The sequence below is a fragment of the Erwinia sp. STN24 genome (genome assembly GCF_041320675.1).
In the GTDB taxonomy this organism is placed as follows: domain Bacteria; phylum Pseudomonadota; class Gammaproteobacteria; order Enterobacterales; family Enterobacteriaceae; genus Erwinia; species Erwinia aeris.
This window is the reverse complement of the sequence record NZ_JBGGPM010000004.1, coordinates 60,964-79,601: the sequence shown is the minus strand read 5'-3', so window position 1 is coordinate 79,601 and position 18,638 is coordinate 60,964. Positions and strand designations below refer to the sequence as shown.

Annotated in this window: 14 protein-coding genes; 6 read left to right on the top strand and 8 right to left on the bottom strand. The window is 58.5% G+C overall.

The features are described 5' to 3' along the window. Window positions 1-7: 7 nt before the first annotated feature. Together deoD and yjjJ are read left to right on the top strand one after the other, a co-directional pair. Complete coding sequence (gene deoD, locus ACA373_RS15000; RefSeq protein WP_125290481.1) at window positions 8-727, top strand: purine-nucleoside phosphorylase; 720 nt, start codon at window positions 8-10, stop codon at window positions 725-727. Between the two features lie 172 nt (window positions 728-899). Continuing rightward, window positions 900-2,231, top strand: coding sequence for a type II toxin-antitoxin system HipA family toxin YjjJ (yjjJ, locus tag ACA373_RS14995; RefSeq protein ID WP_370734743.1), 1,332 nt, complete (start codon window positions 900-902; stop codon window positions 2,229-2,231). A gap of 31 nt (window positions 2,232-2,262) precedes the next feature. On the opposite strand, the gene ACA373_RS14990 is transcribed toward yjjJ, so the two are convergent. Further along, entirely contained in the window at window positions 2,263-2,916 is a 654-nt protein-coding gene (locus tag ACA373_RS14990) for a YtjB family periplasmic protein (protein WP_253455437.1), read from the bottom strand. A 108-nt stretch (window positions 2,917-3,024) separates the two neighbouring features. On the opposite strand from ACA373_RS14990, the gene serB reads away from it, so the two are divergent. From serB to nadR, 3 genes are all read left to right on the top strand, one after another. Next, window positions 3,025-4,002: a phosphoserine phosphatase gene (serB, locus tag ACA373_RS14985; protein WP_125290483.1), complete on the top strand. Its 978-nt coding sequence runs from the start codon at window positions 3,025-3,027 to the stop codon at window positions 4,000-4,002. Window positions 4,003-4,011: 9 nt separating this feature from the next. Further along, a complete protein-coding gene (gene radA / locus ACA373_RS14980; protein ID WP_253455435.1) occupies window positions 4,012-5,394 on the top strand; it encodes a DNA repair protein RadA in 1,383 nt (460 codons plus the stop codon). A gap of 75 nt (window positions 5,395-5,469) precedes the next feature. Further along, window positions 5,470-6,711 carry a multifunctional transcriptional regulator/nicotinamide-nucleotide adenylyltransferase/ribosylnicotinamide kinase NadR gene (nadR, locus tag ACA373_RS14975; RefSeq protein ID WP_125290485.1) on the top strand — a complete coding sequence of 414 codons (1,242 nt, stop codon included), beginning with the start codon at window positions 5,470-5,472 and terminating at the stop codon, window positions 6,709-6,711. A gap of 43 nt (window positions 6,712-6,754) precedes the next feature. Here nadR and ACA373_RS14970 read toward each other — a convergent pair whose 3' ends face one another. The 4 genes from ACA373_RS14970 to ACA373_RS14955 form a co-directional block, all read right to left on the bottom strand. Then, complete coding sequence (locus tag ACA373_RS14970; protein WP_301252418.1) at window positions 6,755-8,032, bottom strand: MFS transporter; 1,278 nt, start codon at window positions 8,030-8,032, stop codon at window positions 6,755-6,757. Then, window positions 8,025-9,176, bottom strand: coding sequence for a mandelate racemase/muconate lactonizing enzyme family protein (locus ACA373_RS14965; protein WP_370734742.1), 1,152 nt, complete (start codon window positions 9,174-9,176; stop codon window positions 8,025-8,027). The genes ACA373_RS14970 and ACA373_RS14965 overlap by 8 nt, the downstream gene beginning before the upstream one ends. Before the next feature lie 310 nt (window positions 9,177-9,486). Next, window positions 9,487-9,645, bottom strand: coding sequence for a type I toxin-antitoxin system Hok family toxin (locus ACA373_RS14960; RefSeq protein WP_253461128.1), 159 nt, complete (start codon window positions 9,643-9,645; stop codon window positions 9,487-9,489). A 224-nt stretch (window positions 9,646-9,869) separates the two neighbouring features. Beyond that, a complete protein-coding gene (locus ACA373_RS14955; protein ID WP_253455423.1) occupies window positions 9,870-10,871 on the bottom strand; it encodes a zinc-binding alcohol dehydrogenase family protein in 1,002 nt (333 codons plus the stop codon). A gap of 97 nt (window positions 10,872-10,968) precedes the next feature. Between ACA373_RS14955 and ACA373_RS14950 the strand changes: the two genes are divergently transcribed. Next, a complete protein-coding gene (locus tag ACA373_RS14950; protein ID WP_253461126.1) occupies window positions 10,969-11,865 on the top strand; it encodes a LysR family transcriptional regulator in 897 nt (298 codons plus the stop codon). A gap of 92 nt (window positions 11,866-11,957) precedes the next feature. Here ACA373_RS14950 and ettA read toward each other — a convergent pair whose 3' ends face one another. The 3 genes from ettA to ACA373_RS14935 form a co-directional block, all read right to left on the bottom strand. Further along, complete coding sequence (ettA, locus tag ACA373_RS14945) at window positions 11,958-13,625, bottom strand: energy-dependent translational throttle protein EttA (protein ID WP_125290490.1); 1,668 nt, start codon at window positions 13,623-13,625, stop codon at window positions 11,958-11,960. A 107-nt stretch (window positions 13,626-13,732) separates the two neighbouring features. Beyond that, the gene (gene deoR, locus ACA373_RS14940) at window positions 13,733-14,497 is read right to left on the bottom strand and encodes a DNA-binding transcriptional repressor DeoR (protein WP_301252421.1); all 765 of its coding nucleotides are present in this window, start codon (window positions 14,495-14,497) and stop codon (window positions 13,733-13,735) included. Window positions 14,498-14,651: 154 nt separating this feature from the next. After that, window positions 14,652-18,590, bottom strand: coding sequence for an amino acid adenylation domain-containing protein (locus tag ACA373_RS14935; RefSeq protein WP_370734741.1), 3,939 nt, complete (start codon window positions 18,588-18,590; stop codon window positions 14,652-14,654). Window positions 18,591-18,638 lie beyond the last annotated feature (48 nt).

Below are 18,638 nucleotides of genomic sequence, written 5' to 3'. Positions count from 1 at the left end.
ATAAAAGATGGCTACCCCTCATATTAACGCAGAAATGGGTGATTTCGCTGACGTGGTGCTGATGCCGGGCGATCCGCTGCGCGCAAAGCACATTGCGGAAACCTTTTTGCAGGATGCCGTGGAAGTCAATAACGTGCGTGGGATGCTGGGCTATACCGGCACTTACAAGGGCCGCAAAATCTCCGTGATGGGCCACGGCATGGGCATTCCTTCCTGCTCAATCTACGCCAAAGAGCTGATCACCGAATTCGGCGTGAAGAAGATTATTCGCGTAGGCTCCTGCGGCGCGGTTCGTGAAGACGTGAAGCTGCGCGATATCGTGATCGGTATGGGTGCCAGCACCGATTCCAAAGTGAACCGCATGCGCTTCAAGGATCACGATTTCGCGGCCATCGCCGATTTCGATATGGTGCGCGACGCGGTAGACGCGGCGAAAAACCTGGGCGTGGAAGCACGCGTCGGCAACATCTTCTCCGCCGATCTGTTCTATACGCCGGATCCGCAGATGTTCGACGTGATGGAAAAGTACGGCATCCTGGGCGTGGAAATGGAAGCAGCGGGCATCTATGGCGTGGCGGCGGAGTTCGGCGCGAAAGCGCTGGCTATCTGTACCGTTTCCGACCATATCCGCACCCATGAGCAGACCTCGGCGGCCGAGCGTCAGACCACGTTTAACGACATGGTTGAGATCGCGCTGGAATCCGTTCTGCTGGGCGATAAAGCCTGATTTAAGCGGCCGCTGCCCTCAGCGGCCGTTGGCTAAAACCGGTCGGAGAACCGACCGGTTTTCCCGTAAAAGTATCTATTCATCTTTCCCGCTCGTTTTTTGTCATTGTCCTTTATCCTCAGACAATTAAGTGATAAGTATCTATTCATGAATCTATTCATGGTGGGTCATTATGTCTGCAATAACGTCACTTTTGCTGCACGGCCCGCTTGATGCCGCCACGCTGATCCAGCGCTCAGGCGTCAGCCAGGCCACGCTGTCACGCACGCTTTCCGCTCAGCCGCAGGTGCTGAAGTTTGGCCGTGCGCGCGCCACGCGCTATGCGTTGCTGCGACCGGTGCGGGAAGAGTGCGTTTTTCCGCTCTGGCAGATTGATGAGCAGGGCCGTGCGCAGGAAGCCGGGCGGCTTTACAGTATCTGGCCCGCAGGAAGCTGCCTGATAGAAGATATGCAGGGAGACTGGCAGCAGTTCGACGGCCTGCCCTGGTATCTGAGCGATATGCGGCCACAGGGTTTTCTGGGACGCGCGTGGGGCAAAGAGTGTGCGTTACAGCTCGGATTGCCGGAAGACAGCCGACAGTGGAATGAAGACCATTGCCTGCTTGCGTTAACGAGACGCGGCAGCGATATTTCCGGCAACTGGCTGATCGGCACCCAAAGCTATCAGCAATGGTTACAGCAGCCCGTGCCGCAGCCCATCAGCCCGCAGGAAAAACGCTATCGCTATCCGCAGCTGGCGGAGAAAGTGCTGACCGGCGAAGATATCGGATCCTCTGCGGGCGGCGAACAGCCGAAATTCGCCTGCTGCGTTGAACGGGCCGACGGTAGCGGCGTGCATCTGCTGGTAAAATTCACGCCGCCTCAGCGTAACCAGAACAGCCAGCGCTGGTGCGATCTGCTCAGAGCAGAAGCGCTGGCATTGCAGCTGCTGGCTGAAAATGGCCTGGCGGCGGCGCAGGGCAGCATTTTTAGTGCGCCGGACGGCCAGACCTTTCTGGAAGTCGTGCGCTTCGATCGTATTGCCGATCGAGGCAGAAAAAGTCTTGTTTCGCTGGAGGCGGTACAGGCTGAATATCTCGGCAGCCAAACCCGCTGGCCGCAGGCGTTAGCCATGCTGGCAGAGCAACGGTTGATATCCCTGGAGGATGCAACGCGCGGTACGCTACAGTGGGCGTTTGGCCGCCTGATCGCTAACGGTGACATGCACAGCGGCAACCTGTCGTTTTTCCGGCAGGCCGCCGGGCTGAGCCTGACGCCCGCTTACGACATGCTTCCCATGAGTTTTGCGCCGAACAGCAGCGGGCACATGCGTGATAAGCCGCCGCAGATTGCCCTCGATCCCGCCGTGCCGCGCGAGGTGTGGTTTCGGGCATTAGCTATGGCGCAGCGCTACTGGCAGATGATTGCCGCAGGCGCTGAATGGAGTGACGAGTTTTGCCGGATTGCGGCGGCTATGCAGCAGACGCTGAACGCGCTGCCGCCGCAGATTGAGCGAATGGCGTAAGAGGTGAAGGCCGCCCGGAAAAAAGCGACCGCTAGCTTTTATCCGCAGGCGCGTCGTCGCCGTTATCTTCTTTTACCGGACGGTTAGCGGTAAGCAGAAAGGGCGACTGCTGCCAGCGCGTGCGGCGATCCCGCAGCAGCGTACGGGTAAGGATAATGCCGATAGCCAGCGCCAGCAGCATCATCAGGCGCAGGATATTGGTGGTGTTATCGACCTGCCGCGAATCCGTCACCAGCACGTGGGTATCCAGCGTGACGCGCAGAAAACCGCGCGGCCCGTCAGCGCTGGCCAGCGGCTCCACCAGCTGATGGTTGAAGTAGCTGCCGGCCCGTTGTCCGTCCAGCGCCAGCCGGTCGCGCACGTTAATGGTTTCGCCGCTGCGCGCCAGCAGCGTGCCGCTGTCGTCATAGACTGATGCGTCCAGAATGCGGCTCTCTTTGGTCAGCTGTGCGAGAACATCGATAATCTTCTGATGGTTGTCATCGCTGTTTTCCATCAGCGGCGACAGGCTAAAGGCGACCTGGCGAGTCAGCGTGCGCGCCAGCTCCTCCACCTGCTCCGAGCGGGCCATCTGATGGCCCATGCTGAACCATGATGCGCCCTGCATCAGCACGACCAGCAGCGCCAGGCAGATCAGGACGATTACCGTGCGGTGCAGCCGAAATGTTAGTTTGGCTTTTGCCATTTTTGCCCTTCACCTATTGTCCGGAAACGGAACCGCATTTATGTTGCCAGAAGCGGGCGAGACAGGGTAGCCTCTTGCGTGATTAAACTGTCCCCTACAGGAGCTGTAATGCCAAATAGTCTGACCTGGTGCGACCTGCCTTCGGATGTCTCTCTCTGGCCGGGTTTACCTCTTTCCCTCAGCGGCGATGAAGTGATGCCGCTGGATTATCGCGCTGGCCGCACCGGCTGGCTTCTGTATGGGCGCGGCCTGAATAAAGATCGCCTGACGGCGCTACAGCACAGGCTGGGGGCGGCGATGGTTATCGTCAGCGCCTGGGCGGTGGAGGACTATCAGGTTATCCGGCTGGCGGGCTCGCTGACGCCGCGCGCGGCCAAACTGGCGCACGAAGCCGGGCTGGACGTGGCGCCGCTGGGCCGTATTCCGCATCTGAAAACGCCGGGTCTGCTGGTAATGGATATGGATTCCACCGCTATCCAGATTGAATGTATCGACGAGATCGCCAAACTGGCGGGCAGCGGCGAGCTGGTGGCGGAAGTGACCGAACGCGCGATGCGCGGCGAACTCGATTTTACCGCCAGCCTGCGCCAGCGCGTGGCTACACTTAAAGGCGCCGACGCCAATATTCTGGCACAGGTCAGGGCGGAAATGCCGCTGATGCCGGGTCTCAGTTCGCTGGTGCACAAGCTCCAGGCGCTGGGCTGGCAGGTGGCGATCGCTTCCGGCGGCTTTACCTATTTTGCGGAATACCTGCGCGATAAGCTGCGCCTTTCCGCGATTGTGGCGAACCAGCTGGAAATCCGCGACGGCAAGCTGACCGGCGAAGTGCTGGGCGATATCGTCGATGCGAAATACAAAGCCGAGACGCTGCGAAAGCTGGCGAAGCGCTTTGAGATCGCGCCGGAACAAACCGTGGCAATTGGCGACGGCGCCAACGATCTGCTGATGATCCAGGCGTCCGCGCTGGGCATTGCCTATCACGCCAAGCCGAAAGTTAACGAAAAAACAGAAGTTACCATCCGTCATGCTGACCTGTTAGGCGTGCTCTGCATCCTGACCGGCAGCCTGATCCATGAAGAACGCTAAGGGGTAGATTTGGCCAAAGCGGTAAAGCGCGCCTTTGTTTGTAATGAATGCGGCGCAGATTATCCACGCTGGCAGGGGCAATGCAGCGCCTGCCAGGCCTGGAACACCATCACCGAGGTGCGCCTGGCGGCGTCGCCAACGGTGGCGCGTAACGAACGTCTGACCGGCTATGCGGGCAGCGCCGGCCCAAGCCGTGTGCAAAAACTGTCGGAAATCAGCCTGGAGGCGCTGCCGCGCTTCAGCACCGGCTTTAAGGAGTTCGATCGCGTGCTGGGCGGCGGCGTGGTGCCGGGCAGCGCCATCCTGATCGGCGGCAGCCCCGGCGCGGGGAAAAGTACGCTGCTGCTGCAAACGCTCTGCAAGCTTTCCGAGAACATGAAAACGCTCTACGTCACCGGCGAGGAGTCGCTGCAGCAGGTGGCGATGCGCGCGCACCGGCTGGGTTTGCCGACCGCCAATCTGAATATGCTTTCGGAAACCAGCATTGAGCAGATCTGCCAGATCGCCGAGCAGGAAGAGCCGAAGCTGATGGTGATCGATTCCATTCAGGTGATGCATATGGCGGATATTCAGTCCTCGCCCGGCAGCGTGGCGCAGGTCAGGGAAACCGCCGCCTACCTGACCCGCTTTGCGAAAACACGCGGCGTGGCGATCGTGATGGTCGGCCACGTTACGAAAGACGGCTCGCTGGCGGGGCCAAAGGTTCTGGAACACTGCATCGACTGCTCGGTGCTGCTGGATGGCGATGCGGATTCGCGTTTTCGCACCCTGCGCAGCCATAAAAACCGCTTCGGCGCGGTGAACGAGCTGGGCGTGTTCGCCATGACCGAACAGGGGCTGCGGGAAGTCAGCAATCCTTCCGCCATCTTCCTCAGCCGCGGCGACGAGGTCACCTCCGGCAGTTCGGTAATGGTGCTGTGGGAAGGCACGCGGCCGCTGCTGGTTGAGATCCAGGCGCTGGTGGATCACTCGATGCTGGGGAATCCACGACGCGTGGCGGTCGGCCTGGAGCAGAACCGTCTGGCGATCCTGCTGGCGGTGCTGCATCGTCACGGCGGTCTGCAAATGGCCGATCAGGACGTTTTCGTCAACGTGGTCGGCGGCGTGAAGGTCACGGAAACCAGCGCCGACTTAGCGTTAATGCTGTCGATGGTCTCCAGCCTGCGCGATCGCCCTTTACCGCAGGATCTGGTGGTGTTTGGCGAGGTCGGGCTGGCCGGAGAAATCCGTCCGGTGCCGAGCGGCCAGGAGCGTATTTCCGAAGCGGCCAAGCACGGCTTCCGTCGCGCCATTGTGCCCATTGCCAACGTGCCGAAGAAAACGCCGGAGAACATGAAGGTGTACGGCGTGAAAAAGCTGGCCGACGCGCTGGCGATCCTCGACGAGCTTTAACTTAAAAGCGGAGCGTGTTGCGCGCTCCGCACTTCAAAGCGGCGGAACGTACGCCCGTTATGCAGGAGGCACCCGGTGTCGTCATTTGATTATCTGAAAACGGCTATTCGCCAGCAGGGCTGTACGTTGCAGCAGGTGGCGGAAGCCAGCGGCATGACCAAGGGCTACCTCAGCCAGCTGCTCAACGCCAAGATCAAAAGCCCCAGCGCGCAAAAGCTGGAGGCGCTGCACCGCTATCTTGGCCTGGAGTTTCCGCGCCGTGAAAAAACCATCGGCGTGGTGTTCGGCAAATTCTATCCGCTGCATACCGGCCACATCTATCTGATCCAGCGCGCCTGTAGCCAGGTTGACGAGCTGCATATCATTATGGGCTACGACGAGTCGCGCGACCGCGAGCTGTTCGAGGCCAGCGCCATGTCGCAGCAGCCGACCGTCAGCGATCGCCTGCGCTGGCTGCTGCAAACTTTTAAGTACCAGAAAAATATCCGTATCCATTCGTTTAACGAAGAGGGTATGGAGCCTTATCCGCACGGCTGGGACGTCTGGAGCCGGGGCATCAATGACTTTATGGAAAACCACGGTATTGTCCCCAATCGGGTTTATACCAGCGAAGAGCCGGATGCGCCGCAGTATCAGCAGCATTTGGGCATTGAGGCGGTGCTGATCGATCCTAAACGATCCTTTATGAACATCAGCGGCGCGCAGATCCGCCAGGATCCTTTTCGCTACTGGGAATATATTCCGACGGAAGTAAAACCGTTCTTTGTGCGCACGGTGGCTATCCTGGGCGGCGAGTCGAGCGGTAAATCGACGCTGGTTAACAAGCTGGCAAATATTTTTAACACCACCAGCGCCTGGGAATTTGGCCGCGACTACGTGTTCTCACACCTGGGCGGCGACGAGATGGCGCTGCAATATTCTGACTACGATAAGATCGCGCTGGGCCAGGCACAGTACATCGATTTTGCGGTGAAATATGCGAACAAGGTCGCCTTTATCGATACCGACTTTGTGACGACCCAGGCCTTCTGTAAGAAGTATGAGGGGCGCGAGCATCCTTTTGTGCAGGCGCTGATTGATGAGTACCGCTTTGATTTGGTGATCCTGGTCGAGAACAACGTCCCCTGGGTAGCGGACGGGCTGCGTAGCCTCGGCAGCTCGGTGGATCGCAAAGAGTTCCAGGCGCTGCTGGTTTCCATGCTGGAGGCGAACAATATCGATTTTGTGCACGTCGAGCAGGATAGCTACGACGAGCGCTTTCTGCGCTGCGTGGAGCTGGTGCAGGAGATGCTGGGCGCGCGTTCAACCGGCGGCTGAGCGAATAAAATAAAGGGAGCGAAGCACGCTCCCTTTTTGTTCGTTAAGCCAGCGCCCGCAGCGCGTTGACGCTGCGCTCACGCACAAAGATACCCAGCAGCGCCATTCCGGTCAGCGCCAGTACGCTGGCCAGTAAAAAGGCCGACGAATAGCCGCCGCCATACTGGATCAGAAACCCGGTGATGCCCGGCGACAGGATGCCCGCCAGGTTCGCCAGCAGATGCACAAAGCCGCCGGCGGTACCGATGCGCTCGGCGGGCACGATATCCTGCAGCAGCGACCAGCACGCCTGTGGCGTCATATAGGCGAACACGCTGGCCAGCGTAATCAGCGAAACCGCCAGCGTGACGCTGCTGGCCCAGGCCGTTAGCATCACGCAGACGGCGGCTACCGCCAGCCCAAAGAAGATAACCAGCTTGCGCGACAGCAAAAAATTGCCGGTACGGCGGAACAGCGCATCGGAAATCATGCCGCCGCCGATAAAGCCGATGGTCGCGCCCAGCCACGGCAGAATGCCGATCAGGCTCATGCTTTTAATATCCAGATGCTGAAAGTCGGTCAGGTAGCTGGGCAGCCATGACAGAAAGAAAAACTGGATGTAGTTAAAGCAAAAGAAGGCTGCCGCGACGCCCAGTACCGGCAGCGACAGCACGTAGTGCCAGAGCGGCGTCTTAGCCTGGCCCGTCGGGGTAACGCGAGTGGCGGGGCGCTGAGCGGCGATCATCTGTCTTTCCGGCTCGCTGACGCGCGGATGGTGTTCCGGCCTGTCGCGAAACAGCCACAGCCAGAAAGCCAGCCAGACAAAGCCCAGCGCGGCAATCACGATAAAAGAAACGCGCCAGCCGAAGTGCAGCCCGACCAATCCTACCACGGGCGCGGCGATAGCGGCGCCCAGCGGCTGACCGGCATTGGTGAAGCCGACGGCGCGGCCGACTTCCTTGCGCGGGAACCAGTTGGAGATCGATTTATTGGTGGTGGTGCCCATCGGCCCTTCGCCGATGCCAAACAGCACGCGGACGATCAGCAGGTGCGTAAAGCTGCCCGCCAGCGCCGTCGCGCCGCAGAACAGCGACCAGACGGCCGCCGCCCAGCCAAATACCTTGCGCGGGCCGTAGCGATCGGCGCCCCAGCCGCCCAAAAAGCAGAACAGGCAGTAGCCGATAAAAAAGCAGCTGAACAGGATGCCCATCTGCGCGTCGTCAATCTGCAAATCCTTTTTCACCAGCGGCGCCATCACCGACAGCGCAGCGCGATCCAGATAGTTGAGCACGCCCGCGAAAAACAGCAGCAGCGCCACAACGCTGCGATAGTTTTTAAACATGACTGGCCTCCGCGCTTAAGGTGATATGGCTGATGGTATGAGCTTTCAGCACGGTCAGATCGGGCGAGAAACCCAGGCCTGGCGTAGTGGAGAGGGTAAGCGTCGGGGAAAAATCGAGCTGCGGATAGAGCTGCGGCGTAAAGCGGATCCAGGGCACTTCCAGCAGGATATCCTGCGGCAAGGCGGCCACCAGGTGCGCCGTCGCCAGCAAACCTGCGCCGTAGTAGAAACAGTGCGGCACCACTTTAATGCCGTGCCCGGCCGCCTGGGCTATCACGCGCAGCATGGCCGTGATGCCGCCTACTTTTGCCACGCTGGGCTGCAGCACGTCCACCGCCGCCGCAGAGTAAAACGGCTCAAATCCCCAGTCACCGCAAACATTTTCCCCGGCGGCTATCGGCGTGCCCGCGCGGCGTACCGCCGCCAGGCCTGCAATATCATCCGGCGGCCAGATCGGCTCTTCCAGCCAGCCCAGCTTTAATTCCGCCAGCTGGCGAGCGCGGGCGGTGGCTTCTGCTACCGTCCACGGGCAGTTTACGTCCACCATCAGGGTCGCTTCCTGCGGCAGCGCGGCTCTGGCGGCGGCAATGGCGGCGTAATCGGTTTCATGCAGCTTCATCGTGCGAAAGCCCGCCTGCCAGGCGCGCAGTACCTGACGAGCGACCTCTTCCTGCTGGTTGTTGTAGCTGACCAGGCTGGCGTAGAGGCCGATCTCGCTGCGCGTCGCGCCCAGCAGCTGCCATAAAGGCTGGCCAAGATGCTGACCCAGCAGATCCCATAGCGCGATATCGATAGCCGACAGCGCATAGCGTACCGGCCCGCTGCGGCCAAAAGCGTGCAGCGCCTGCTCCGCCTCGCTAACCAGCGCCGTCAGCGCCTCGCGGCTTGCGGGCGCCGTTTTTCCCAGAAAAAGCGGGATGACCAGCGATTCCAGCGCCTGAAGCGTCACCGGATTGCATAAATGGCCGAAGCCTTCACCCCAGCCCTGGCGGCCATCGTCCGTGGTAATGCGCACCAGCAGCGTTTCCATTTTCTTTAACGCAGGCGAAGCGGCGTTCCAGGCCGTTGTCTGCTCCTCTGGCGTACTGCGATCGCTTTCAAAAGGAATAGCGAGGCGGATCGCCTCAATGTGACTGATTTTCATGCCATAAACCTCATCGGGTAGGGAGGGAGACAGCGGCTTGTAATCAGATTTATGAGCGCCGGCTGCCTGTTGCCGTTTCAGTATAAAAAAGCGTCCAGGCGGCGGCATCGTACAGCCGCACAAGGATGGCGGGGCAAGGCGAGGGAAATTTTGGCATCTGGCTAAGCGGCTGCGGGACAGCTCACAGAAGCGGCGGATAAAAAGATCGGAAAGGGCCGTCAGCGTTACCCGACGGCCCTGTAAAAGGCGCTTGCGGCACGCCAGCTTTCATCATCTCCAAAAAGGCAGGGTTTCCCCCGCCTTCAGGTAGCTACTTGCCGGATTCGTAAGCCATGAGCGCCGCCACCTCCCTGTTACCGTCCCTGTAGCGGATCTCGCAGAGCGATTTCCTTACCAGGCCGGTGAATAGTAACAGCGTGAGACACACTATTAATATGCACAGAATAAGCGTGTTATGCGGTATTTTCATGGCTGCCTTCTCCTTGCCTTGCGGCGGGCAAGAAGCTATTCTGATGCTGTTGGTCATGCAGAACGCCTCGTTGGTTAATTGAAAAATGACCTTCGGGGCTTTCTTCTTTCTGCCACACTCTCCATCAGCATCGCTGCCAACGACATGAGGCAAAAAGCCTCAAGCGCCGACGCCATTATATCGTTTCTACCTTCGAAGGATTGCGAGCCGTCTCGGGAGTTCGATTAATAAACCATCACCACTTTACCGCGCATATGGCCTTCCAGCACCAGACGGTGCGCTTCCGTCAGCGTTTCCACGCTCAGTCCCTGCAACGTTTTGCTCAGCGACGTGGTGACTTTTCCGTCGTCCAGCAGTTTCGCCGTGGCGTCCAGAATTTCACCCTGGCGAGCGATATCCGGCGTGTTATACATGCTGCGGGTATACATAAACTCCCAGTGCAGCGCGGCGCTTTTCAGCTTCAGCTGATCCATATTGAGCGGCTTTTCGTTTTCCACGATGGTGCAGATTTGCCCCTGCGGCGCGATCAGCTGTGCCAGCGTCTCCCAGTGGCCGTCGGTATCGTTCAGGCAGAAAATATAGTCGACCTGCTTCAGGCCATGTTTTTCCAGTTCCGCAGGCATATCTTTATAATCGATAACCAGATCCGCGCCGCGATCTTTACACCACTGCGCCGAGTCAGGACGGGAGGCGGTGGCGATGATGGTGACCTTGCTGTGCAGCTTAGCGAAAGGAATAGCCAGCGAGCCTACGCCGCCTGCGCCGCCAACAATCAGCAGCGTTTTGCCTTCTTCAGCCTTATCAATCAGCAGGCGGTCAAAGAGACCTTCCCAGGCGGTCAGGGCGGTCAGCGGGATCGCGGCGGCTTCGGCCCAGTTTAGCGAGGTGGGCTTGTGGCCGACGATGCGGGAATCGATCAGCTGCTGCGTGGCGTTGCTGCCCGGACGGGTGAGATCGCCCGCATAGTAGACTTCGTCGCCGACTTTAAAATTGCTGACCTTGCTGCCGACTTCCAGCACCACGCCGCTGGCGTCCCAGCCCAGAATGCGCGGCTCCTTAAGGCCGTTTTTCTGCGCGCCCTTATGGACTTTGGTATCCACCGGATTCACCGAGGCGGCTTTCACTTCGACCAGCAGGTCGTAACCCTCAGGGCCACGCTTATCTGTTTGTATTTCAATAAATTGATCCGGTTTTTCTGGATTAACGGCAATAGCTCTGATTGTCATAACACCTCTCCTTTGATTTATGCTATTGAGTGTAGAAGCTAAGCAGACTAATGATAAGTCGCACAATCACTAACTCAGCGTTCGTTTCAGGTGAACAATAATGTTTAAACAGCTGCAGGATATGGCTCTCTTTGCAATGGTAGCCGAGTGCGGCAGTTTTACCGGGGCAGCAAAGCGCGCAGGGTTGCCGAAATCCAGCGTCAGCCAACGTATCAGTCAACTTGAACAGGCGCTGGGATTGCGCCTGATTAACCGTACGACCCGCCAGCTTAATCTGACTTTTGCTGGCGAGCGTTATCTGGTGCACTGCCGCGAGATGCTACAGGCCAGCGAAAGGGCCAGCATGACCATCGATCGCCTGCGGGACAATCCAAGCGGACGCTTACGTATCACGTCGCCGGCCGGGATCGGAGCCACGCTGCTGGCGCGGTTTAACGCCGCTTTTCAGCAGGCCTGGCCGGATGTCATGCTGGAGGTGTCAGTATCGGATCGGATGCACGATATCGTGCAGGAAGGCTATGACATTGCGCTACGTACCGGCCAGCCGCAGGATTCTTCGCTCATCGGCAGGCGGGTTGGCTACACCAGGCGCTTACTGGTCGCTTCACCTGCCTATCTGGCGCGCTATGAAGCGCTTACCCATCCTCAGCAGCTGGCGGATCACCGCTGCATTGCCCATCAGGTATGGAACGAGTGGCCGTTAAGAAAAGAGGATGAGTATTATCGCTGGCAGCTGCCGCCGGTGCATACCGCCAATAATCTGCTGTACGCGCGAGAATGCGCCCTGGCCGATGCGGGTATTACGCTGCTGCCGGAAATGCTGGCTAAAGACATGCTGGCTGAAGGAAAGCTGGTAGAGGTGCTCCAGGACTGGAAAGCGTTGGGCAGCGAGCTGTGGCTGGTTTATCCCAGCCGTAAGCTGAACTCGCCCGCGCTGGTGCGCTTTGTCGATTTCGCGCTGGAGTCGGAGATTTTCCGGGAGTTTTATCGTTAGGGCTCGGTGTGCTCAGGCGAACTACGGGGATTTCAACGGCAGGAAAAGGTGACACGCCGTGCCGGCAGACAGCCGGGCACGGCGTAGCGAGATTACTTCGCCATACGCTTGTACTTGATGCGTTTCGGCTCCAGTGCTTCCGCACCCAGCGTACGCTTCTTGTACTCTTCGTATTCGGTAAAGTTACCCTCAAAGAACTCGATCTTGCCTTCATCCTGATAGTCCAGGATGTGCGTGGCAATACGGTCCAGGAACCAGCGGTCATGCGAGATAACCATTGCGCAGCCAGGGAACTCCAGCAGGGCGTTTTCCAGCGCGCGCAGGGTTTCGATGTCCAGGTCGTTGGTTGGCTCATCGAGCAGCAGCATATTGCCGCCGACCTGCAACAGCTTGGCCAGGTGAAGACGACCGCGCTCGCCGCCGGACAGTTCGCCTACGCGTTTGCCCTGATCGACGCCCTTAAAGTTAAAGCGGCCGACATAGGCGCGGCTTGGCATTTCGGTATTGCCGATGCGCATGATGTCCTGGCCGCCGGATACTTCTTCCCAGACGGTTTTCGAGTTATCCATGCTGTCGCGGAACTGATCGACCGAGGCCAGCTTGACGGTATCGCCCAGCACGATGCTGCCGGAATCCGGCTGTTCCTGACCGGACATCATGCGGAACAGCGTTGATTTACCCGCGCCGTTCGGGCCGATGATGCCGACAATGGCGCCTTTCGGCACGGAGAACGACAGGTCGTCAATCAGCAGGCGGTCGCCATAGGATTTGCGCAGGTTGCTGACTTCCAGCACTTTATCGCCCAGGCGCGCGCCAGGTGGAATAAAGAGTTCGTTGGTTTCGTTACGCTTCTGATAGTCGGTGCTGTTCAGCTCTTCAAAGCGGGCCAGACGCGCTTTGCCTTTAGACTGACGGCCTTTGGTACCGGCACGCACCCACTCCAGCTCTTTCTCGATCGATTTACGGCGGGCCGCTTCGCTGGAGGCTTCCTGCGCCAGGCGGGCATCTTTCTGCTCCAGCCAGGAGGAGTAGTTGCCTTCCCACGGAATACCTTCGCCACGGTCCAGCTCCAGGATCCAGCCCGCGACGTTGTCCAGGAAGTAACGGTCGTGGGTAATCGCCACCACGGTGCCTTCGAAGTCATGCAGGAAGCGCTCCAGCCAGGCCACGGATTCGGCATCCAGGTGGTTGGTCGGTTCGTCCAGCAGCAGCATGTCCGGCTTTTCCAGCAGCAGACGGCACAGCGCGACGCGGCGACGCTCACCACCGGAAAGATTAGCGACTTTCGCATCCCAGTCCGGCAGGCGCAGCGCGTCGGCGGCGCGTTCCAGCTGGGTATTCAGATTGTGGCCGTCGTGCGCCTGGATAATCTCTTCCAGACGACCCTGCTCGGCGGCCAGCTTATCGAAGTCCGCGTCTTCTTCCGCGTACAGCGCGTAAACTTCGTCCAGACGCTTCAGCGCGCCCACGACGTCGGCCAGCGCCTCTTCTACCGATTCACGAACGGTATGCTCCAGGTTGAGCTGCGGCTCCTGCGGCAGATAGCCGATCTTGATGCCGGGCTGCGGGCGAGCTTCCCCTTCGATATCTTTATCAATGCCGGCCATAATGCGCAGCAGCGTAGATTTACCCGCGCCGTTTAAGCCCAGCACGCCGATTTTTGCGCCGGGGAAAAAGCTCAGGGAAATATTTTTCAGGATATGACGCTTCGGCGGAACCACTTTGCCGACGCGATGCATGCTATAGACGAATTGAGCCACGTAGGATGAGCCTCTTGGTGTCTGTGTAATAATCGGGGCAGTCGCTGCCCACTCAGATAGCGAAGTTTAGCTGGTTTCACCCGGCAATCACAGACGCAGGCGGCAGATTATCCTGAGTACTGCGTCACGCCCGCCTGTTCCAGCCGCCGGGCCAGCGCTTCCGGCGCCGCTTTATCGCTGATTAGGGTATCGAACAGCGAGAGCTCGCCGATGCGCGCGGGCAGCACCTTGCCGAATTTGCTGCTGTCCGCCACCAGGATATTCTGGCTGGCGCGCTGTAGGGCCTGATGCTTCATCGGCAGTTCGTTGAGGTTGAAGCAGGTCACGCCCTGATGCGCATCAATGCCCGCCGCAGAGATAAAGGCTTTGCCGGGACAAAGATTATCGATAACCGAGCCCTGGCCCAGCGGCGTGAAAATGGCGTTGTCGGCGTGAAACTCGCCGCCGTTGAGGATCACCTTACAGCGGGGTTTTTCTTTCAGCGCCAGGAAGGTGTTTACCGCGCAGCAGATGGCGATAAACTCCAGCTCGTTATCAATGGCGTCGATAATCCACGGCATGGTGGTGCCGCAGTCAAAAAACACCGTTTCGCCGGGCTGAATTAGCGTGGCCGCCAGCTGGCCCAGCCGCCGCTTCTTTTCCACGTTGTGCGCCTGCTGATCGGAAACGAAGTAGTGGCGCTGGGTAGCTTTAGGATCGCTGACGATATAGCCGCCAAGCAGCACCACGGAAGAGGGCTGCTCGCCAAGATCGCGTCGAATGGTCATTTCGGAAACGCCCAGCAGCAGCGCCGCTTCTTTCAGATGGATCTTGTCGGTACGCTTCAGCGCGTGGGCCAGTTTTTTTACTCGCTCGCTGCTACGGCTTTCCATAAACGGTTGTTCCTGTTCGGGGACGGGCGCTGCTTTTCCGTATAAATCGCTCTGATTTTAATAAGTTGCAGGGAAAGATGCAGGCAGAGGGATTATCTTACCCGCATCGGTAAAGCGCCGCAAACGCCAGTGGTTACGGCCCTGAAAGCAGCGGTTATGCGGTAGAGCTTTTCGTCGCGTGGTTGTCGGTTAGCGCCGCGATAATGTCCTGATGGCAAGAGATAATAGAGTGATGATCCGCTGCCAGCGGCACGATTTTAAGATGCTGACAAATTTGACCTAATCCATTATCGGTCATCGCCAGTATTTCGCGCCCATCGTTTCGATCGATATTAATCAGGTTCACAAATTTTGTGGCCTTGAACAGCGTCACCCTGGTATGGCGAAGCGCTGAACTCAGCGGCTGATCGTTTAGCTTTAACTCCGTGTCTTCAATGCGAATAACGCGCCGGGCCGCTTCGCCTTCTAAGCCAATAGCCGCCAGCAGCGATCCCAGCATGCCTGGGGTAACGCGCTGCTGAACGGCCGTCTGGTAAAGGCTGTCCAGCACAAAAACGTGGATATGCCGATAACCGGCGCGTTCCAGCTGCGCGGCGATTTCCAGCGCAATAATGCCGCCCAACGACCAGCCGAGCAGATAAACCGGCCGATCCTGCGGCAGGCCGCGCTGTAGCATATGCTGCAAATAGTAAGCAGCCAGCGCGGGCAGGGCAGACACGGCAGGCTGATTAAAAAGGTTATAGTTATTAATCCCGATGACGTTCATTTTGCCTTCCAGGCTTAGCGCCAGATCCTGATAGATCTCGCAGCCGACAATGGCGGGATGCACCATCCACATTTCTCGGCTGGCCGTATGAACATTCAAAGGCTGAAGCAGACGAAACTCTGTCTGCGACCTGTTCATATGCTGAAGCAGTTTTTGCAGCGGCGGCGGCGAGGCGGCCGGGGTTTCGGCATGGTAACCGCTGCGAATAGCGTTGGCCTGTTGACGCAGCGTAGCGTGCGAGAGCAGCGTCTTCATCTCTATTGCGATCCCCTGGTTTTTCAACTTCATCATCAGCTGGATGGCATGAATTGAATGACCGCCAAGCTCGAAAAAATCATCGTCGCGGCCGATCCGGGAAACGCCCAGAAGATCGCTCCAGCACGCGGCCAGCAGACGCTCCTCGTTATCGATCGGCGGCAGAAAGGTTTTCTCTTCCCGTGCCTGTAAAACGGGCTGCGGCAGCGTTTTACGATCCAGCTTGCCGTTGGGCGAGAGCGGGAAGGCATCCAGCCGCACAATAGCGAACGGGATCATATAATCGGGCAGCGTTTCCTTCAGCTGTTCGCGAAGCCGCTGCTCAAGCCGGGCTTCCGGTTTAGCCACTACCCAGGCGACCAGCCGCTTATCGCCCCGATCGTCATCGCAGGCCTGCACCAGCGCACCTTCTACGCCAGCGCAGTGGCCAAGCTGCTGCTCAATTTCGCCCAGTTCGATACGCAAACCGTGAATTTTTACCTGAAAATCATTGCGCCCCAGATAGTCGATGCTGCCGTCGTCCAGCCAGCGGGCCAGGTCGCCGGTTTTGTACAGCCGGCCTTCACCGCAGGCGCTGAAAGGATCGGCGATAAACCGTTCCCTGCTCAGTTCAGGACGGTTGAGATAGCCTCTTGCGACCTGAATGCCGCCAATATGCAGCTCGCCGCTGACGCCAGGCGGAACGGGTTGCAGCTGCGCGTCAAGAATATAGAGGCGAGTATTGGCAATGGGTTTGCCGATAGGGATTAGCGGACGCGGATCCGCAGGCGAGCAGTGCCAGGCAGAAACATCCACGGCGGCTTCCGTCGGGCCGTAAAGATTGTGCAAAGCCGCCTGGGGCAGCTGCTGGTGGCAGCGTTGCACGGTAGCCAGCGGCAACGCCTCACCGCTGCAAACGATGCGTTTAAGGCTGCCGCACTGGACCATGTCGCCGTGGCGTAAAAAAAGTTGCAGCATGGAAGGAACAAAATGCAGCGTGGTAACCTGGTACTGCTGAATAACCTCGCTGAGGTAATCCGGCTCGCGATGACCGCCAGGTTTCGCCAGCGCCAGCCGCGCGCCTGTCATCAGCGGCCAGAAAAACTCCCAGACCGAGACGTCAAAACTGAACGGTGTTTTTTGTAACACCGTCTCTTCCGGCCGAAGCTGATAAGCCTGCTGCATCCATTTCAGCCTGTTCATAACGGCCAGGTGTTCATTCATTACGCCTTTCGGCTTACCGGTCGAGCCTGAAGTATAAATAACATAGGCCAGCGAGCGCTGTGGATGGTCGCAGGCAGCGGAAAGGTTGCCGGTTGGCGCTTCCCGCCAGTGCATTTTATCGTTCAGCAGATGCAGGCGGGGAACCGAGCCCAACCCCCGCAGGGCTTTCTCCCCGGCATCGTCAACCAGCAGCGCGACGGCGCCGCAGTCTTCAAGCATATGTTCCAGGCGCTCCTGCGGGTAATCGGGGTCAAGCGGCACATAGGCACCGCCGGCTTTCAGTATCGCCAGCAGCGCTACCACCATCTCGCGACTGCGCTCAACGCAAAGCGCCACGCGGTCGTCCGCCTTAACGCCCTGCCTGCGTAAATGCCAGGCCAGCTGATTAGCCTGGCGGTTGAGCGATTGATAGCTGGTTTGCTGGCTGTAGCCACAGAGCGCGATGGCGTCGGGACGGTCGGCGGCCTGCTGTTCAAAATAGCGGTGGATACCTTCGGGAAAAGACCAGGCTTGCTCCGTAGCGTTCCAGCGATGAAAAATATTTTTCTGCTCGTCGGGCAGCAGCAAAGGCAGCTGCGCCACGGGCAGATCCTGAGGGCCGTCCAGGATTGCCGTCATCATTTGCAGCAGGCGATCGGCGATACGCTGCGCTTCTTCTTCACTAAACCAGGCCAGATTGACGTTGCACTCAAGCAGCGGGTCGTCGCCGGGATGGTAGTGCCGTAAATACACGGCCAGCGGCATTTGTTCATGGTGATGGCGCATCGCCTCGACCTTGAGCGGCAGGCCGTTCAGCTCGATGTCGGTCGGAAACGTTTCCAGCGAAAAGCTCAGGTCAAACAGCTGGCGGCGGCCCTGCTGGCTAAGACGCAGATGGCGATTCAGCTCGGCGATGGGAAAACGCTGGTGACGGTAGCTTCGGCGCAGTTCGTCAGCGACCTGTTTAATCAAGGGGGCAAAAGGCTGGCTAACGTCGATAGCCAGCCTGGCCGGGATCATCGATGAAAACATGCCGGGCGTTTGCTTATAGCGTGCGCCGCTGCGGTTATGCACCGGCATGCCCAGGGTAAGCGAATCGGTCTGCCACTGACGAGCGAACCAGCAGGCGAGGAGCGCGCTAAAAAAATGCATAGCAGAGCCGCCGTGCTGCTCTGCAAAGTTTTTCAGCTGTTGATAGCGTGCCGCCGTAATACGCCGCACCGCGTGCGCGCTGGGCCAGGCTTTGTTTTCCTGAAAGCCCTGACGGCGCTCCAGCAATGAAGCGGGCGCTTCGGCAAAATGGTTAATCCAATATGCCCGATCGTGCTGATAGCGCTCGGAGCGGAGATATTGCTGGTCGCGGATAATAAAATCGCTATAGCCCGCAGAGAGAACGGGCGCACAGGGCGCCTGCGCCTGTAATGATTTATAACCGGCCATAATCATTTTACTTAACAGCGAAACTGAGGTGCCGTCGGCAATGATATGATGCGTGCTGAACAGCCAGAGCGTAGTGACATCATTAACTTTAACCGTCATGCTGCGCCAGAGCAGTTCGCCATGTAATTTAAAAGGTTTAATAAACTGGCGGCGAATAAATGCTTTGGCTTCATTTAACGACAGAGACGCCTGACTGACATCGTGGTATTCAAGGACGGGTTCTTTTTTATGGACGGTCGTCTGATTAATGCCGTGTTCATCTTCTTCAAGAATGATATTTAACGCCTCATGCTGCGCCATAACTTTCCTGATAGCGTCATGCAATAGATCTTCGGTAAATGTTGTATCGATGTGCCACAGCGCGCCCACGTTATAGCAGGGTGCTTCTGGGGTAAGAAGCTGATCGAGCCAGACGGCTTGCTGTACGGTAGTCAAAGGAAAAGTAGCCACGCAAATACCTCCGATGAGGGATAATTGGAAAAAATAAATCAGTAACAA

Excerpts from the sequence above, each read along its gene's own strand:
- deoD (WP_125290481.1), top strand. The coding sequence starts at position 8 with ATGGCTACCCCTCATATTAACGCAGAAATGGGTGATTTCGCTGACGTG.
- yjjJ (WP_370734743.1), top strand. The coding sequence starts at position 900 with ATGTCTGCAATAACGTCACTTTTGCTGCACGGCCCGCTTGATGCCGCC.
- ACA373_RS14990 (WP_253455437.1), bottom strand. The coding sequence starts at position 2,916 with ATGGCAAAAGCCAAACTAACATTTCGGCTGCACCGCACGGTAATCGTC.
- serB (WP_125290483.1), top strand. The coding sequence starts at position 3,025 with ATGCCAAATAGTCTGACCTGGTGCGACCTGCCTTCGGATGTCTCTCTC.
- ACA373_RS14970 (WP_301252418.1), bottom strand. The coding sequence starts at position 8,032 with ATGTTTAAAAACTATCGCAGCGTTGTGGCGCTGCTGCTGTTTTTCGCG.
- ACA373_RS14965 (WP_370734742.1), bottom strand. The coding sequence starts at position 9,176 with ATGAAAATCAGTCACATTGAGGCGATCCGCCTCGCTATTCCTTTTGAA.
- ACA373_RS14960 (WP_253461128.1), bottom strand. The coding sequence starts at position 9,645 with ATGAAAATACCGCATAACACGCTTATTCTGTGCATATTAATAGTGTGT.
- ACA373_RS14955 (WP_253455423.1), bottom strand. The coding sequence starts at position 10,871 with ATGACAATCAGAGCTATTGCCGTTAATCCAGAAAAACCGGATCAATTT.
- deoR (WP_301252421.1), bottom strand. The coding sequence starts at position 14,497 with ATGGAAAGCCGTAGCAGCGAGCGAGTAAAAAAACTGGCCCACGCGCTG.